This window comes from Arthrobacter sp. UYCu511 (genome assembly GCF_040547105.1).
GTDB lineage: Bacteria > Actinomycetota > Actinomycetes > Actinomycetales > Micrococcaceae > Specibacter > Specibacter psychrochitiniphilus.
The window spans coordinates 31,224-48,099 of record NZ_JBEPPB010000001.1; the positions used below are offsets into that span (position 1 = coordinate 31,224).

Genomic DNA, 16,876 nt, shown 5'->3' on the forward strand with positions numbered 1-16,876 from the left:
TACATTACCCGTCTATGTATACAAAGACCAGCAGTTTGCCGCTGTTATCTAGAGAATTTAGTAATTATCTCTATTTATGTATACACAAAGGCATGGCGGGTGACTCGATTCAGCGATACTATGGCTCACATCACATCATCGAGTTTGGCTGGCGCAGGGAAGGCAACTCATGGCACACAACGGCACTAGCTACCCGGACGAATATCAACGCAGCATCGATGACCCGGAAGGTTTCTGGCTCGAGGCCGCACAAGCGCTCGATTGGGTGGTAGCGCCTCAGCAAGCGCACAGCGATGTAGATGCTCCTCTTAGCCACTGGTTTCCCGATGGCGAGATGAACACCTCTTATAACGCTCTTGACAGGCATGTTGCGGCGGGTCGCGGAGATCAAATAGCCCTCATCCATGACTCTGCCATGCGAGAAACAATCACGCGCTACACCTACAACGAACTTTTGGCCGCCGTGGCATCCTTCGCCGGGGTGTTACGCGCGCAGGGCGTGGGAACGGGGGACAGGGTAATCATTTACCTGCCCATGATTCCCGAAGCCGCCATCGCCATGCTCGCGGCAGCGCGGCTCGGAGCCATCCATTCCGTAGTGTTTGGCGGCTTCGCAGCGAGTGAGCTGGCCATGCGCATCAAGGATGCCACGCCCAAGGTCATCATCACAACCTCGGGCGGGCTGGAGCCAAACCGTAAGGTGGAATACCTGCCCACTGTCCGCGAGGCACTGGAGAAAGCCGGATTTCCCGCGCTGCCCGTAGTGATCAAACACCGCGACGGATTTGCCACGCAGCCGGCAGATCTAGGCTTCAATGCTGTGGATTGGGACACCGCCCTTGCCACGGCAGTGCCCGCCGCGCCGGTGACTCTGAAGTCAACGGACCCGCTCTATGTGCTGTATACCTCCGGAACTACCGGCACGCCCAAGGGGGTGGTCCGGGATAACGGGGGACACGCCGTCGCACTCTTGTGGACCATGGCGAACCTCTACGATATCCACGCAGGTGACATCTGGTGGACGGCCTCGGATGTGGGCTGGGTGGTGGGGCATTCTTACATTGTGTATGGGCCGCTGCTGGCCGGTGCCACAACGCTGATGTACGAGGGCAAGCCGGTGGGGACTCCGGACGCGGGTGCGTTCTGGCGTGTCATTGCCGAGCATGGTGTGAAGGCACTTTTCACGGCGCCCACCGCGATCCGGGCTATCCGGAAGATGGATCCTGAGGCTGTGCTGCTGAAGAAGTACAGCCTCGGCACTCTCCAAACGCTGTTCACTGCTGGTGAGCGGTTGGATAGCGATACGTACCACTGGGCCTCACGCGTGCTGGAGGTGCCCGTGGTTGACCACTGGTGGCAGACTGAAACCGGGTGGGGCATTGTGGGAAATCCGCGCGGACTGGATCCGCTGCCCATCAAGGCGGGCTCGCCCACACTGCCCATGCCCGGCTATCAGCTGGAAATTGTGGATGGCATGGGCGTCCCCGTGGGTGCGGGCGAGGAGGGGAACATTGTGCTGAGGTTGCCGCTGCCGCCTGGCACCCTGACCACGCTCTGGGGAGACGATCAGCGTTTTGTTGACTCATACCTTTCGGCATTCACGGGGTATTACGCCACGGGGGATTCCGGCTATGTGGATCAAGACGGCTATGTGTTTGTCATGGGCCGCACCGATGATGTCATCAATGTGGCCGGGCACCGGCTTTCCACAGGTGCCATAGAGCAAGTGGTGGGCAAGCACCCGGCCGTGGCTGAATGCGCTGTGATTGGGGTAGCGGATGTGCTCAAGGGCCAAAAAGCTGTGGGTTATATTGTGCTCAAATCCGGGGTGTCCATTACGCAGGAACAACTCCAGCTAGAACTTGTGGCCTTGGTGCGCAAGGAAATTGGGCCGGTGGCGGACTTCAGGAAAGCAATTATTGTTGACGCCCTGCCCAAGACCCGTTCAGGGAAAATTCTACGTAAAACCATGCGCCAGATTGCCGACGGGAATGATTATGTGGTGCCCTCCACCATTGAGGACAGTTCAGTCATCGAGGCGCTTATTCCGTTCCTGCGCGGCTGAGGAGCCTATTGGTGGTGCTGGTTACTGCGGCAGGGCGTGCTCTTCGAGCAGGGCACCCTCTCCCGGCTCCATCGCTTCGTCGGCCGGATCTTGCGGCTGCGAACCCAGATGCCCGCGGGTGAGTTTGTTCATGATCAAGGCGATGGCTCCATCACCGGTGACGTTGGTGGCTGTGCCAAAGCTGTCCAAGGCAATATAGGCCGCGAACATGAGGCCTACCTCAACCTCGCCGAAGCCCAGCATCTGGACCAGCAAGCCTGCAGCAGCGGCGATGGCGCCACCTGGCACGCCCGGGGCTGCAATCATCATGACGCCGAGCATGAGGATGAACGGCAGGTAGGCGCTGAAGGAAATATCGCCGCCGGTAAGCAGTAGAACGGCAATGGAGAAGCAGGTGATCTTCACCATCGAACCGGAGAGGTGGATGGTGGCGCACAACGGCACAACAAAGCCGGCCACCGAGTCAGAGACACCATTTTTCTTTGTTGACGCCAAGGTGACGGGGATCGTTGCGGCCGAGGAAGAGGTGCCGAGAGCCGTGAAGTAGGCGTCGCGCATGTTCCACAGGGCCTTGAACGGGTTGATCCCTGACATGGATCCGGCTACCGAATACTGCGCTAGGAGAACAACAAACGTCAAGGCGAAGGACACCACGGCGACCAGCAAGAATTTTGTGACAACAATCATTGCCGAACCGCTTGCTGAGAGATCCATGAAAATGCCAAAGATGAACAGCGGCAGTGCGGGAACAATGATGCGCCGGATCACCGATTCAATAATGCTGCGGAACTCGATGGCACCGCGGAAGAGTACTTTGCTATGGAAGGCCGTCAGGCCAATGCCTATAACGAAGGCCAGCACCAGAGCGCTCATGACGCCAATCACCGGCGGCAAAACGATTTCCGTTGCCGAGTCACCGGCGCTGGCCACCACCGTCAAGTAAGGGGTGAAGCCGGAGCCGGAACCGTCACTAAGTGATTCAAGCCCTCCGCCGGAGAGTGGTGAGGTGAAGAGCCAACGGCTCACAAAATATGCAAGAAGCCCCGCGAGGACTGTGGAACCGTAGGCGATCCCGGCCGTGAGGCCAAGCCATTTCCCCGCACCCTTGCCCAGCTCGGCAATGGCCGGCATGACCAGGCCCAAGATGATCAGGGGAACAATAAAGCCCAGGAACCCGGAGAAGATGGAATTGTAGGTCAGAAATACGCTGCCCAGCCATATGGGCATCACGGGGCCTGTGAGAATACCCAAGATGATGGCCACGATGATCCAGCCAAGCAGGGGGATTGATTTCAGTAACTTCATGGGGGTCCTCGGGTTGGCTCGCGGGTCCGCGCATTGGCGCGCAAGAATTATGTGGCGCAGGGCACGCCTTTGCAATAGTATGCGCAACTGGGTGGCCTATGTTATTCCTGCACAGCATTCCTGCACAGCATTGGTGCACAGCAAGAAGCCGGTCACCCATGGATACAGGTGCCCGGCTTCTTCACGCGTGGAACTCTAGTGCGTGCTGTTGCGCCTGCGTGAAACGGCCATGATGACCAGACCAGCGAGCAGCGCCAAGGCCGCCCCGCCCAGCAGCAGTGTTGAGCTGGCGCCAGTGCGTGCCAGATCATCGGAATTGCTCCCGGCGGAGGGAGTAGCGGAGGGAGTAGTGGAGGGTGAACTGGCCGCGGGCGACGGCGTCCCTTGCGTGGGTGTGGCACTGGTAGTGCCGTCCGTGGCCGGGCTGGTCAGCGAGGGCTAGTGCGGCGAACCCTGCCAGCTGACCCGCAGCATTCTGAACGGTCACCACATAGTTGCCGCCTTCAAGACCGGTGGGAACCTCCAGGGGCGCTTCACCGGCCGCGTTGGAGAGGACCCACTGGCTCTTTGGAGCCGTGGGTTCCGTGGCGGAAGTGTTCTGGATAGCGGTACGCAACCAAGCATTGACCGGGAGGTTCTTCAGGATGAGGTACTCGCCGCCGTCGAACTCGGTGGAGGGAACACCTAAATCAACGGGGGATACCTCTGGCAGTGCTGCCGGATCCACCAAGGCTGGGGCAGTTTCAGGGGCTGCAGGGGCGGTGCTCCAGTCAACGCCGCTGGTCTTGAAGTAGTTAATGCCTTCAAGGTCCATGCGCCCACCGAAGGTTCCTGCGCGTTGGGTGAAGTTGGCATAGTCTCGTTTGGCTTGCGGGGACCAGCCTACTTCGGCAGTGGCTAGGGTGCGCGGGTACTGGAAGTTTTCGGTCTGGTCCATGGTGCGCATGAACTCGCCCCAATGCACTGTTTCCATACCCAGAATGCGGGCATCGCCAATACCTGGCAGGTGGGTTGCCGGGTCCCAGTCGTAATGGTCCTCGAGGGTGCAGGGGCCGCCGCAGGCCCATGCGGGTCCGACTTCCTGGGCACTATCCTGCTTCTGTGGAATGTAGGTTTTTGCGTCCGGTGACAGGATGACCTTGGCATTGTTTTTGATGATGCTGTTGGCCTCCTCCTGTGTTTTGAAGGTCCATGCTTGGATCACGGAGTTCGGCGGCAAGCCGGCCGTACCGTACTCGCTCCAGCCAATCACCTTCTTGTCCAGGTCGGTGACCTGTCGGCTGAAGGCCGCGATCATTTTCTTATAGTCAACCTCAGAAACTTCGGGGGTCTCGTCGCCGCCAATGTGGATGTACGGCCCGGGTGTCATCGCGGCGAGCTGAGTCAGGACTTCCTTGGTGAATTCATACGTTGCCGGGTTGTCAGCGTCTAGCGCGGTCCCGCCTCCATCCGCGGTGAGCGCGGAGTTGGTGTGTCCGGGTTCGCTCTGCCACTGATTCGTCAGCATGGCTGTCTTACCGGAGATCTCGGTCAGGTGTTGAACTTGAATTGGGCTGCGTTGTCGATGTGTTCCTTCATTTCATCCACGGTGTAGAAGGAACGGGCCACATCAATGCTTACGCCGCGGTGTTCGTAGCGGGGGTAGTCGCTGATGACCACGCCGCCCACGGTCCAAGGCGTGTTCACGACCGAGCTGGATTCAATCCATTGCGGGAAAAGCTGGCGCAACGTCTGCACGCCGTTCAGCGCACCGGCGGATGTGTTGGCAGCGATCTTCAGCCCGTGGGCGTCAGCGGCCAGGGTGTAGCTTTCGGGCTTGTCTTCGGAGCTATCCGGGGCAACGGTGATCTGAACATCGTTGGCGGTCGCCGTTCCCGTGACTACAGGCAGTGTGAAGCCGGTGCTCTTGCGGGCCTTTTGGGCGAAGTAGGTGGCAGCATCCACAGCATCCCCGGTGGCTACAATGCGGCTTTTGGGGATCAGCCGGAACGTGCCATCAGCGGTAGCGGCTGATTCGGCAGGCAACGGCACTAGCGCCAGGTTCTTCGGCGCCACGGGCTGAGCTTTGTCGTAAATCGCAAATTCGGAGATCGAGTAGCCGTACGTGGACCAACGGCTTATGCCTTGCATGCGCAGGAACTTCGCGTTGGCTACACCGAGAGTGATCTCATCGGTACGGCCAGGTCCTACCGTGGAGGTGATGGTTTCAGCATCGGTCCAGGTCACTCCGTCGAGGGAAGTCTGGAGAATGAACTTCTTCGCCGCTGCATTGGGCCAGACAATCTTTACGTGATCTATGGGGCCGGCCTGCGCCAACTCCACCTGAAGCCAGAGGTCATCAAGATAGTTTGAAGACCAGCGGGTGTAGCTGTCGCCGTCAATTGCCATAGCCGCGAAATTACCCGGGAGCTGGTTTTCCACGTTCGATGCGGTAGCCGTACCTGTCAAGGCCACATTTGTTGGGTTTTCCGCTGGGGCCGGAGGCGAGCCCTGTCGTCGCAGTTCCTCTCAGTACTTTCAGTCGATTACTCGCTTTACTCATCTGGGACCGCAAGAGGCATCCAGTGTGGTGTAGCTATTACGTGATGAAACGTTCGACGGCGGTTGCTGGGTAGGCGTCCCGGTAGGCGCCAACGCCTCCTTACGTCAGTGAAGCTCGTGTCAACGACACGAGCTTCACTATGTTTTCCATCACATTACGGCCAAGCCACTTAAGTAAACAGCCAGTACTTTATTGACGAGACGCCGTCATAGGGATGAAGATCCGCTCTCTCGCTTCGGGCTCTGGCTTACTTGTTTGCCGCGGTTTGTGGCACGCCGAACAGGCCGCCATCCTTGGCTGACTTGGGCTTGCGAATATGGGTGCCCCACTGGAACGCCAAGAATGTCAATGTCAGCTGAATGGGGAAGGCAATGGAGGGCACGCCGCCTGAGATCAGGCAGATCAACACCGGCAGCAGAACGATCAGGGACAGGTCGGGTCCAATGAGGAAGGCGCGGATGGCTCCGGTAGGCACAGGGCCTGCGGGTCCGGCCAGGGCGGGCATATTCCAGTCGGGGGCAGGGCGGAAACCCGCCCTTAAGGTGGCGGCGCCGAGCCCCGGTCCGGCCAAGAGAGCGAGAATGAGTAAAGCCGGTGAGCCCACACCCAGTGCCAGAAGCAAGCCGAAGCAAATAATTGCCCACAGTGTCATCGCTGCACCCGGAACAATATAGTGCACCTGCCGGACGGTCTTGGCCGGCAGCGGCATGAGCGTATCCACGGCAGGGTTGCCAGCCGAGAAACGCGCGGTGGCACCGAGTGCGGTTGCGGAGAAGTGCGCACAGAGGTAAATGGCTACGGCAATGAGGATTGCGTTGCCTAGAAACTCCACGGAGGCCAAGGAGGCGGGGATGGCGGCCAGCACCAGCACCCGCAACAACGTGGCGGGGGAGCGCAGCGCCATGGTTGCATGCGTGCTGGCCAGCGTCTTGATGCTGCGGGTGTTGGCAGTCCCCTTGGTGAAAATTAGTTTGAGCCGCACCCGGCTGTTACCGGTGGCCGGTCCCGTACTGAACGAACGGGAGAGCTCGGTGGCGTCCATGGACAGCAGTGAGCTGGCCGCATACGCCCCGGCTGCAGCGCTCTTCTTCAGCGCCGCCGTGGTGATCCGCTCCAGATTCAGGTACACCAGTGCCAGTAACCCCAGCGCAAGGGCCAGGAGCAGCAACGGCCAGCGTGCGCCGTCGGCCACCAGAAGGGGCCAACTCGTGGGGAGGTATTCCAGCCAGGCGGTTTGCCTACCGGTGATGGCGCTGGTGCCCGCCACATTGTTGTACAGAGCCGTGGCCACAAGTGTCAGGGGCGCAAGTAGGGTGATGGCCCCCATGGCCTTCTTCAGCCACGCGCCGGAGCCGGTGACTTGGCACCAGGCCGCGATCCCATACAGGAGCCAGGCCAGGCCAAGCCCGCACAGCACGGCTAGGGCCAAGTTCCCGGGCGTGGGGTCGGCTGCCATGCCCAGGGATAGCGGCAGCACCACAATGACCGCGGCAATGCTGGGCCATGCCATTGACTTTAGGAACCCTGGCTGGATGAAACCTCGACGGCGGACCGGAAGTCCCAGCCACCATGCGGTTTGCGGCACGGACATGGCTACGGGACCCATGGTCATTTCCAGGGTCAGTAGCCCGGCTGCCAGTGTGAGGAGCGCTGTTGCGCTGGCTTGGAGAAGCGTGACGGAGTGGAATCCCGGGGCTACGGCGGAGGCAAGCAGTGCGGATTCGTCTCCCACGCCCAGGCTGTGGCGCAGTGCCACGATGAGGGCGCCGGCCATGGTCACCAGGGTGAGCCCGCCCAGGATGGAGGTATACACCTCGGAGATGAGCTCCATGAGACCGCCCTGGGTGCGGCTAAGGCCTGCCCGGAACGTGTACTGGCGAATTTCCTTGGCGCTGAAGCGCTCGTTGGTTTCCTTAGTCATGGGATTAGTCCGCGTGCGGGTTCTCTGAAGCAATGGCCTCGGCGGCCCGGCCGGGTGTCATGGCGTGGATGGTGTCCGCAATGAACAGGGCCTTTGTGGCTACGGTGATGAGGAACTCGGGATCGTGCGTCACCACCAGCAGGGCTAGTCCAGAGTCCACCTCGGCCCGCAAGCGCGCTGCCAGATTGTGCCGCATGGACGTGTCCAGGCGCTGCTCGGGCTCATCCAGTACCAGAAGGGAGCGGGGGCGGACAAAGGCCGCAGCCAGGAGCATCCGGCGGCGCTGGCCGGAAGAGAGGTTGTACGGACGGGATTTGGCCAGCGCAGAGAGCCCAAAGAATTCCAGCTCAGCGGAAATCACATCCTCCACCTCGTCCACACCATGCCCGGCGCACACAATAGCCAGGTGCTCCTCCACCGTCAGGGCGGGGAAGAACGCGTCATCGTCAAAGACCACAGCCACCTCGCGGCGGAAATCCAAGGTGCGGTCATCAACTTCGTTGCCGTTGATCAACGTTGTCCCGGACACGGCCTCAAGCTGGCCCACCACAGTTTTCACCACAGTGGACTTACCCGCACCGTTGGGCCCCACCAGGGCTAGAGACTGTGAAGAATGCAGGCTGAAGCTGACCACCCCACACACAGCCTTTCCGGCATATCCAGCCTGGAGCTTCTCGGCCCGGACAACGTCCTTGCGTGCCGGGATTGGACGGTGGTGCTGGTTCGCACCGGAGTGGTTCGTTGCTTTGCTCATCACTCTCGAAGTATATGCGGGGCAACATTCAGCCTCAGCTTGAGGGTCAAGGCTCAAAACCCATCATGGGCAAATGTTCAAAACATGGCGCCGGCAACCGGTAACCTAGTAGATGGCAGTGGAGAGAATTTTTTTAGCGGCGAAAGCGTGGACTGACAGGTGAGCAACGAGCAGGGTGCAACGGCACTTGCCGGCGAGGACGTACTGGGCCCCACGGGGCGCCCCTTGACGGAATTCCCCGAACCCCCGGTCCTTACCTCCCATGGTCCCGCGCGCATCATCGCCATGGTGAACCAAAAAGGTGGCGTAGGAAAAACTACTTCGACCATTAACTTAGGTGCCGCTCTGGCCGAATCTGGGCGCAAAGTGTTACTGGTGGACTTTGATCCGCAGGGTGCGCTATCGGCAGGTTTTGGCACCAACCCCCATGAGCTGGACATCACTGTGTACAACGTTTTGATGGACCGCAAAGTGGATATTCGCGACGCCATCATCCACACCGACGTTGAGAACATTGACATTCTCCCCGCCAACATTGACCTCTCCGCCGCTGAGGTGCAGCTAGTTAATGAAGTGGCCCGCGAGCAAGTCCTGGCCAGCGCACTGCGCAAGGTGGAGGATGACTATGACGTGGTTCTCATTGACTGCCAGCCGTCCTTGGGCCTGCTGACCGTCAACGCCCTGACCGCAGCTCACGGTGTCATCATCCCCTTGATCTGTGAATTCTTCGCTCTGCGCGCCGTGGCGCTGCTGGTGGAGACCATTGACAAGGTCCAGGACCGGCTCAATCCAGGTCTGCAGGTGGACGGTGTGCTGGCAACCATGTATGACGCCCGCACCCTGCACGGCCGCGAGGTCTTGGCCCGCCTAGTGGAAGCATTCGGTGACAAGGTCTTCGAGACTGTCATCAAGCGCACCATCAAGTTCGCCGATGCCTCCGTGGCTGCTGAACCCATCACCTCCTTTGCGAGCAACCACCAAGGCGCCGACTCTTACCGCCGGCTCGCCAAGGAACTGATCGCCCGAGGCGGCTCGCCCTAACTTGAATTCACCACAGAACGTCGCGGGGATCGCGGCAGATACACCCACAGCAGCAACACCCGACGCCCAGGCAGTCGGGACCACCACCCGCTTTGAGGTGCGGCTGGACAACTTCACAGGCCCCTTTGACCTGCTGTTGGGGCTTATTTCCAAGCGCGAGATGGATATCACAGATGTGGCGATTGCCACAGTCACGGACGAATTCATCAGCTATTTGAAGGCTTTGGCGGATCTGGGGCAGGACTGGGCGCTGGATGAGGCCAGCGAATTCTTGGTGCTGGCCGCCACCTTGCTGGACCTCAAGGCCGCCAGGCTCTTGCCAGCTGGTGAGGTGGAGAACGACGACGACCTGGCCCTCTTGGAGGCCCGTGACCTTTTGTTCGCACGGCTTTTGCAATACAAGGCGTTCAAGGAAGTAGCCACTCTCATGGGTGCCGAACTTGAACGTGAAGCGCGCCGCTTCCCCCGCCAAGTGGGGCTGGAGCCTCATTTTGCCGCACTTTTGCCCGAATTAGTGTGGCGCCATACCCCCCAACAATTTGCGCAGTTGGCGGCCCGGGCCATGGAAACCAAGGACCCGCCCCGCACCACTGTGGGATTGACCCATCTGCACGTTGCACCCGTCAGTGTCCGGGAGCAAGCCGCCATTATCACCGCCATGCTCACAGCCGGCATGCCGTTGGCACCACAGGTAATGGGTGCCATGGGGTCAACAGCGGGCACGGAGACAACGGAAATCTGGGTTGCGCAGCCGCTCACCTTCGCCGCGCTCACTGCCGATGCGCAATCCTCCATGGTGGTCATTGCCAGGTTCCTGGCCCTGCTGGAATTGTTCCGCGACCAGTTGGTGAGCCTTGAGCAGCCAAATCCGCTGGGGGAATTAACAGTGCTCTGGACTGCTGGGCTCTGGAGAGAGGGACTCTTGAGTGCGCGCGCAGATCCCTCGCCGGCCAGCGGACAGGACTCAGATGGCGTGAGTGACTTCGATGACGAGAGTGGGATTGACCATGCCTGAGCACACACCCGCACTTGATTCCGCAGCGCCCGATTCCGCAGCGTCCGCCGGGCTCCTTGATTCCCGTGACAGTGTGCGGGCGGCTTTGGAGGCTGTTCTCATGGTGGTGGATGAGCCAGTTTCCGAGGAGGCGCTGGCTGCCGTCGTGGGATTACCAGCGCTCACGGTACGTGAGCTATTACACGAACTGGCAAGGGAGTACGACGGCTATACTGGAAAGGGTGACACCGCACCGGTTCGTGGCTTTGAACTCCGGCAACTTGCCGGTGGTTGGCGTGTTTATTCACGCGCAGCCTATGCCGAGATCGTGTCAGCGTTTGTTGTGGACGGCCAGACGGCCCGGCTCACACAGGCGGCCTTGGAGACGTTAGCGGTGATTGCCTATCGCCAGCCTGTCTCCCGAGCCCGCGTCTCCGCCATTCGCGGCGTGAACGTGGACTCTGTTGTGAGGACGCTTGTGCAGCGCGGGCTGATTGAGGAAGTGGGCACCGATCCGGTGTCCGGGGCATTCCTATACCGGACCACGGCGTACTTTTTGGAACGGCTGGGGATGGAGAACGTGGACGAGTTGCCGCAAATTGCACCGCACTTGCCCGGTCTGGAAAACCTACAGGATTTCGATGATTCACACTTTTAGCATGACCACAACATTTAGTACTTTAAGGATTATGTAATGACACCGTCACCCCGTTCCGGAAACTCCTCCGGCCAAAACCAGCCTCGCGGCGGCAAGCCCCGCTCAGGTGCGCCCAAGACCGGAGGCTTCAAGTCCGGCGGTTCAAAGTTTGGCGCACCCAAATCAGGCGGCTACAAGTCCAATTCCGGCGACGGTCACCTGAAGCCCGGCGCCCTTCGTGCCGCAGGCTACAACGCCGAGAAGGCTAGTGCAGCCAGCGCAAGCGGGTACAAGTCAGGTGCCCCCAAACTGGGCGGCCCCAAGGCTGCTGCCAACAAGCCCAAGACCGGCGCTCGTAAGCCGAGCCAGACCGGTGCCCGCCCCTACAACAATGAGCAGTATGGCCGCACCGTCAGCTCCAGTAAGGCCCGCCCCACCGAGCAAAACCGCCGCCCGTTGCGCACCACTGACGACATTGACATTCACAATGCCGAAGGCGTGCGCCTGCAAAAGGTCATGGCCATGGCCGGTGTGGCCTCACGGCGCTTGTGCGAGGACATGATCCTTGAAGGTCGCGTGCAGGTTGATGGCATCACCGTCAACCAGCTGGGGCTAAGGGTTGATCCGCAAGCAGTGGAAATCGTCGTTGACGGCATGACCATCCAGACTAATGATGAACTGGTCTACATGGTGTTCAACAAGCCCAAGGGTGTTGTTTCCACGATGGAAGACCCCGAAGGCCGTCCCTGCATCAGCGACTTCCTCAAGAAGCGCCAGACCGCGGAGCGGCTCTTCCACGTTGGCCGTTTGGACACCGGCACGGAAGGATTGTTGCTGCTGACCAATGACGGCGAACTCTCCAACCGCCTGAGCCACCCCAAATACGGTATCCCCAAGACCTACCTGGTACAGGTCCGTGGGCCCATGGCACACGGCGTTGGCGCTCAGCTCAAGGACGGCGTTGAACTAGAAGATGGTTGGCAGAAAGTTGACTCCTTCCGTTTGGTTGACTCCACCCCCGGCCACGTCTTGGCTGAGGTAGTTTTGCACTCCGGAAAGAACCGCATTGTGCGCCGCATGTTTGACGCCGTGGGCTATCCGGTGGAGCGCCTCGTGCGTGTCAAGTTCGGCCCCATTGCTCTCGGCGATCAGCGTCAGGGCAGCATTCGGGTTCTGGGCCGTCACGAAATTGGTTTCCTGCTTTCAGATGTGGGGATGTAAGCAGCGGATGAATCCTTCGCACTTGAGCGGAGCCGTGCTGGTCCTTGGCAGCGGGCTGCTGGGGGCCAGCATTGGTTTGGGGCTGCGGGCCCGCGGTCTTGACGTGGTCCTCAGCGACCCCTCTCCGTCGGCACAGGCCGTAGCTGTAGACATTGGTGCCGGGCGCGCCTTCGTCCCGGCGCAAGAGCTGCACCCAGAGCTGGTAGTGGTGGCTGCGCCGCCGGATGTCTCCGCGCAGGTAGTGGCCGGGGCTCTCACCCAGTACCCGTCCGCCGTAGTGGTTGACATTGCCAGCGTCAAGGGAGCCATCTTGGCTCAGCTAGAAGCCATGGACTCTCTGGCGCCGGGCGCGCTGGCCCGCTACGTGGGCACACACCCCATGGCCGGGCGTGAACGTTCCGGCCCTGTGGCAGCACGGGGCGAGCTGTTCAACTCGATGCCCTGGGTGCTTTGTCCCTCAGAGTTCAGTAGTGCCCACGCTATCAAGGTGGCGCATTCGCTGGCGATTGACTTGGACGCCGTGGTGTTCCGTTTCACCGCTGAGGAGCACGATGCTGCCGTGGCTTTGGTCTCGCATCTGCCGCAGGTCATGGCGTCTTTGGTGGCGAGCAGACTGGCGGAATCGCCCTCAGCCGCGCTCTCGCTTTCGGGGAACGGGCTTCGCGATGTGACCCGGATCGCTGCCAGCGACCCTGCCTTATGGGTTCAGATTCTCGGTGCCAACGCACCGAAACTGTTGGAGATCATGCAGGGGGTGCGTACCGATTTGGATCGGTTGATCAACACGCTTAGTGCTCCAACAGCTCCCGGGGCACGCCTGGATTTGGCCCAGCTCATGACCGAAGGAAATGAAGGTCAGAGCCGGATTCCTGGCAAGCACGGCGGCCCGCCTCAGCAGTATTCCTGGTTGACGGTTCTAGTTGATGACAAGCCCGGACAGATCGCCAAACTGCTGACTGAAATTGGTGAGATCGGCGTCAACGTCGAAGACCTGCGGATGGACCACTCGGCGGGACTGCAGGTTGGCATGGTGGAAATTTCGGTGCTGCCCGCCAAGCGTGTGGCACTCGTGGAGGAATTGACGGCACGCGGGTGGAAGGTACTTCAATGAGCAATGCAGATGTAACAGAACAGCAGATTCGCCAGGGCAAATCCCTGGTGGTGGCCGTGGACGGCCCCTCCGGTTCCGGCAAGTCCAGCGTCAGCAAGGCCGTGGCAACACGCCTCGGACTGGCATTTCTGGATACCGGTGCCATGTACCGTTCCGTGGCCTGGCACTGCCTGAACGGCCGCATCAGCTTCGCCGACGCGGCCGCCGTTGAGGCGGCCGCGCGAACCGTCAAAATGGCACAGAGCATGGACCCGGGGACGGAAATGTTCACGATCAACGGCATTAACGTCACCGCCGCCATCCGAGAACCGAAGATTTCCGAGGCCGTCAGCGCCGTCGCCACTAACCTTGGCGCCCGCGCCGAACTGATCCGCCGCCAGCAAGCACTCATTGCAGAACACGGGCGCCGGATCGTGGTTGAGGGACGGGACATCACCACGGTGGTTGCCCCCGACGCCGAGGCGCGCCTGATCCTGACCGCCAGCGAGGAAGCCCGGCTGCGCCGGCGCGGCCTGCAATTGGGCGGCACCCAGAGTGCCGAACAGCTGGCCGAGCAGGTCCTGGCACGCGACGCCAAGGACTCCACCGTGGTCGATTTCCAGCGTGCGGCCGACGGCGTGTACACCGTGGACTCCTCTGATCTGGCCTTCGATGCGACCGTTGACGCCGTCATCGCCGTGGTGCGCAGGGCCGTAAACGCGGGTCCGCCTGCATGAGTGGAAAGCAAAAACAGCTGCGGAGTATTTCGGCCGCCCCGCCACGGTGGAAAACCCAATGGAGCCGTCCGCTGGGCCGGTTCCTGGACCATGTGGTGTACAACACCGCTGTGGTGGGACTGGAGAACATTCCCGTCACAGGTCCTGTGGTGTTTGCCGCCAATCACCTGAGCTACCTGGACGGACCCGTCATGGTGGGGGCGAGCAGCCGGTACATGCACGTCATGGTTCGCCATGACATGTTCAAGGGTTTCCTGGGCTGGGTATTACAAGCCTCCGGACAGATCCCCGTCAATAGATCAGGTGACCGTGCCGCACTGCAATACGCCAAAGCGGTCCTTGACCGTGGTGATTGCGTCGGGATCCTGCCAGAAGGTACCCGGGGGAGCGGAGACGCCGCGAACGTCAATAGCGGGGTGGCGTGGCTGGCACTTAACTCAGCGGCCGCCGTCGTGCCTGTTGCCGTACTTGGCACCCGGAACCGGGGAGAACATCGAGATAAAATTCCCTCACCACGGCGCAAAATGCATGTGGTGTTTGGGCAACCATTGACAATCACGCGTGAACCCGGTGTTTCCGGCCGTGTTTCAATGGACAGAGCAACCGAACAAATCCGCCTGCGGCTGGCGTCACACATTGCCGCATCCCAAGCCGCAACAGGGCAGGATTTGCCTGCGGATGATCACCTATCTTCAAAGCACAAAGGACAGCAACCATGAGCGACTCCAAATCAGCCACACCCGCTGATGACCAGGAATACGTGCCCACAGGCACCGACCAGATCGCTGAGCGGCTGGCGGCCATTTCCGATGAGGACGCCGACGCACGCGCAGCAGGCCTCCTCGCAGGCCTAGCCAACTACGAGCTCGACGACGCTGACGCGGCCTTGCTGTCCGGCGAATTCGACGACGGCGAGGACTATGACCCCACGCGGCAGAACCCGATTCTGGCCATTGTGGGACGGCCCAACGTGGGTAAATCCACGCTGGTCAACCGAATTCTCGGCCGCCGCGAGGCAGTGGTGGAAGATACTCCCGGCGTGACCCGTGACCGTGTCCAGTACGACGCCGACTGGAGCGGGCGCCCTTTCACGCTCGTCGATACCGGTGGCTGGGAGCGGGATGCTCGCGGACTTGATTTGCGTGTGGCCGAGCAGGCTGAAATTGCTGTAGAGATGGCTGACGCCGTTCTGCTGGTGGTTGATGCCATTGTGGGTATTACCGCATCAGATGAAGCCATTGTGCGCATGCTGCGTAAGTCCAAGAAGCCCGTCATCCTGGTAGGTAACAAGATTGATGATCTGGTCCAGGAAGCCGATCTGGCAATGCTGTGGGGCCTTGGCTTGGGAGAGCCGCTTCCTGTCTCGGCGGTCCACGGCCGCGGTGTGGCAGACATGCTGGACAAGGTCTTGGAGGTTCTGCCGGAATTCTCCGCAGTAGCCGGTCTTGAACGTACCGGCGGCCCGCGCCGCGTTGCTTTGATTGGCCGCCCGAATGTTGGCAAGTCTTCGCTGCTGAACAAGCTGGCCGGAACAGAGCGCGTAGTTGTTGACAACGTTGCCGGAACCACTCGCGATCCCGTCGATGAAATGATTGAACTGGGTGGACGCACCTGGCGTTTTGTGGACACGGCTGGTATTCGCCGCCGCGTGCACATGCAACAAGGTGCTGACTTTTACGCCTCCTTGCGCACCCAGACAGCGTTGGAAAAGGCTGAGGTGGCCGTGGTGCTGCTAGCCGTTGATGAAGTGCTCAGCGAGCAGGATGTGCGCATCTTGCAGTTGGCCATTGAATCCGGCCGTGCCTTGGTGTTGGCGTACAACAAGTGGGACTTGATGGACGATGAGCGCCGCAAGTACTTGGAACGTGAAATTGACCAGGACCTGGCACACGTAAGCTGGGCCCCGCGCGTGAACATCTCGGCCCTGACGGGCTGGCACAAGGACAAGCTTGTCCCCGCCTTGGACCTGGCCTTGGAAAACTGGGATCGCCGCATCCCCACGGGCCGTCTGAACGCGTTCCTGGGCGAACTGGTCTCGGAGCACCCGCACCCCGTGCGCGGTGGCAAGCAGCCCCGCATCCTGTTCGGCACCCAGGCCTCGAACCGTCCGCCGAAGTTTGTCCTGTTCACCACCGGCTTCCTGGACCCGGGCTACCGCCGCTTCATTACGCGCCGCCTGCGTGAAACCTTCGGTTTCGAGGGAACGCCCATTGAAGTTGCCATGCGCGTGCGTGAAAAGCGCAGCAAAAAGAAGTAGACAGTCCCTCTTCCCCGGCCGGAAATCACTCCGGCCGGGGTGTGAGACGCCAATCACAGTCAAAGTGGTCAAGGCGCCCGAGAATATGGGGTAAACTTTTTTCCGATGGTTCAGCCACGGAAGATAACTTCCAAAGGACCGAACCAATCGGGCTGTAGCGCAGCTTGGTAGCGCACTTGACTGGGGGTCAAGGGGTCGCAAGTTCAAATCTTGTCAGCCCGACCGATGCAAAACCGCTCAAACACTGGTGAAAGCCAGGGTTTGAGCGGTTTTTTGTTGCCCACTAGCATTTCGGCGGTGACGTGAGGCTTC

Annotated in this window: 15 protein-coding genes and 1 tRNA gene; 10 read left to right on the forward strand and 6 right to left on the reverse strand. The window is 60.6% G+C overall.

Annotated elements, in window-relative coordinates; all coding sequences use genetic code 11:
• The first annotated feature begins 169 nt into the window (after positions 1–169).
• Positions 170–2,065 (forward strand): AMP-binding protein, encoded by a 1,896-nt coding sequence (locus ABIB48_RS00155; protein ID WP_354211240.1) that lies wholly within the window; start codon positions 170–172, stop codon positions 2,063–2,065.
• A 21-nt stretch (positions 2,066–2,086) separates the two neighbouring features.
• On the opposite strand, the gene ABIB48_RS00160 is transcribed toward ABIB48_RS00155, so the two are convergent.
• The 6 genes from ABIB48_RS00160 to ABIB48_RS00185 all read right to left on the reverse strand — a co-directional run bounded on the left by ABIB48_RS00160 (position 2,087) and on the right by ABIB48_RS00185 (position 8,587).
• Positions 2,087–3,370: a dicarboxylate/amino acid:cation symporter gene (locus ABIB48_RS00160; RefSeq protein ID WP_354211242.1), complete on the reverse strand. Its 1,284-nt coding sequence runs from the start codon at positions 3,368–3,370 to the stop codon at positions 2,087–2,089.
• A gap of 195 nt (positions 3,371–3,565) precedes the next feature.
• The gene (locus ABIB48_RS00165) at positions 3,566–3,676 is read right to left on the reverse strand and encodes an LPXTG cell wall anchor domain-containing protein (RefSeq protein ID WP_354211985.1); all 111 of its coding nucleotides are present in this window, start codon (positions 3,674–3,676) and stop codon (positions 3,566–3,568) included.
• Between the two features lies 1 nt (position 3,677).
• Positions 3,678–4,877 (reverse strand): family 20 glycosylhydrolase, encoded by a 1,200-nt coding sequence (locus ABIB48_RS00170; RefSeq protein WP_354211244.1) that lies wholly within the window; start codon positions 4,875–4,877, stop codon positions 3,678–3,680.
• A gap of 23 nt (positions 4,878–4,900) precedes the next feature.
• Positions 4,901–5,824 carry a glycoside hydrolase family 20 zincin-like fold domain-containing protein gene (locus ABIB48_RS00175; protein ID WP_354211246.1) on the reverse strand — a complete coding sequence of 308 codons (924 nt, stop codon included), beginning with the start codon at positions 5,822–5,824 and terminating at the stop codon, positions 4,901–4,903.
• Between the two features lie 335 nt (positions 5,825–6,159).
• The gene (locus ABIB48_RS00180) at positions 6,160–7,833 is read right to left on the reverse strand and encodes a DUF6297 family protein (protein WP_354211248.1); all 1,674 of its coding nucleotides are present in this window, start codon (positions 7,831–7,833) and stop codon (positions 6,160–6,162) included.
• Between the two features lie 4 nt (positions 7,834–7,837).
• Positions 7,838–8,587, reverse strand: coding sequence for an ABC transporter ATP-binding protein (locus tag ABIB48_RS00185; protein ID WP_354211250.1), 750 nt, complete (start codon positions 8,585–8,587; stop codon positions 7,838–7,840).
• 159 nt (positions 8,588–8,746) lie between these two features.
• Here ABIB48_RS00185 and ABIB48_RS00190 point away from each other — a divergent pair, with 159 nt between their 5' ends.
• The 9 genes from ABIB48_RS00190 (at position 8,747) to ABIB48_RS00230 (ending at position 16,786) form a co-directional block, all read left to right on the forward strand.
• On the forward strand, positions 8,747–9,628 hold the full coding sequence (locus ABIB48_RS00190) for a ParA family protein (RefSeq protein WP_110106000.1): 882 nt from the start codon (positions 8,747–8,749) through the stop codon (positions 9,626–9,628).
• A 1-nt stretch (position 9,629) separates the two neighbouring features.
• On the forward strand, positions 9,630–10,643 hold the full coding sequence (locus tag ABIB48_RS00195) for a segregation and condensation protein A (protein ID WP_502914078.1): 1,014 nt from the start codon (positions 9,630–9,632) through the stop codon (positions 10,641–10,643).
• Positions 10,636–11,280, forward strand: a complete 645-nt coding sequence (scpB, locus tag ABIB48_RS00200; protein ID WP_354211253.1) for an SMC-Scp complex subunit ScpB — start codon at positions 10,636–10,638, stop codon at positions 11,278–11,280. The genes ABIB48_RS00195 and scpB overlap by 8 nt, the downstream gene beginning before the upstream one ends.
• A gap of 36 nt (positions 11,281–11,316) precedes the next feature.
• Positions 11,317–12,480, forward strand: coding sequence for a pseudouridine synthase (locus ABIB48_RS00205; RefSeq protein WP_354211255.1), 1,164 nt, complete (start codon positions 11,317–11,319; stop codon positions 12,478–12,480).
• Between the two features lie 7 nt (positions 12,481–12,487).
• The gene (locus ABIB48_RS00210; protein WP_110106004.1) at positions 12,488–13,591 is read left to right on the forward strand and encodes a prephenate dehydrogenase; all 1,104 of its coding nucleotides are present in this window, start codon (positions 12,488–12,490) and stop codon (positions 13,589–13,591) included.
• Positions 13,588–14,307 carry a (d)CMP kinase gene (gene cmk / locus ABIB48_RS00215; RefSeq protein ID WP_354211257.1) on the forward strand — a complete coding sequence of 240 codons (720 nt, stop codon included), beginning with the start codon at positions 13,588–13,590 and terminating at the stop codon, positions 14,305–14,307. The genes ABIB48_RS00210 and cmk overlap by 4 nt, the downstream gene beginning before the upstream one ends.
• Complete coding sequence (locus ABIB48_RS00220; RefSeq protein ID WP_354211259.1) at positions 14,304–15,026, forward strand: lysophospholipid acyltransferase family protein; 723 nt, start codon at positions 14,304–14,306, stop codon at positions 15,024–15,026. Before cmk ends, ABIB48_RS00220 begins: the two co-directional genes overlap by 4 nt.
• Positions 15,023–16,564: a ribosome biogenesis GTPase Der gene (der, locus tag ABIB48_RS00225; RefSeq protein ID WP_110106007.1), complete on the forward strand. Its 1,542-nt coding sequence runs from the start codon at positions 15,023–15,025 to the stop codon at positions 16,562–16,564. The genes ABIB48_RS00220 and der overlap by 4 nt, the downstream gene beginning before the upstream one ends.
• A 148-nt stretch (positions 16,565–16,712) precedes the next feature.
• A tRNA-Pro gene (locus ABIB48_RS00230) sits at positions 16,713–16,786 on the forward strand.
• The last annotated feature ends 90 nt before the right edge of the window (positions 16,787–16,876 follow it).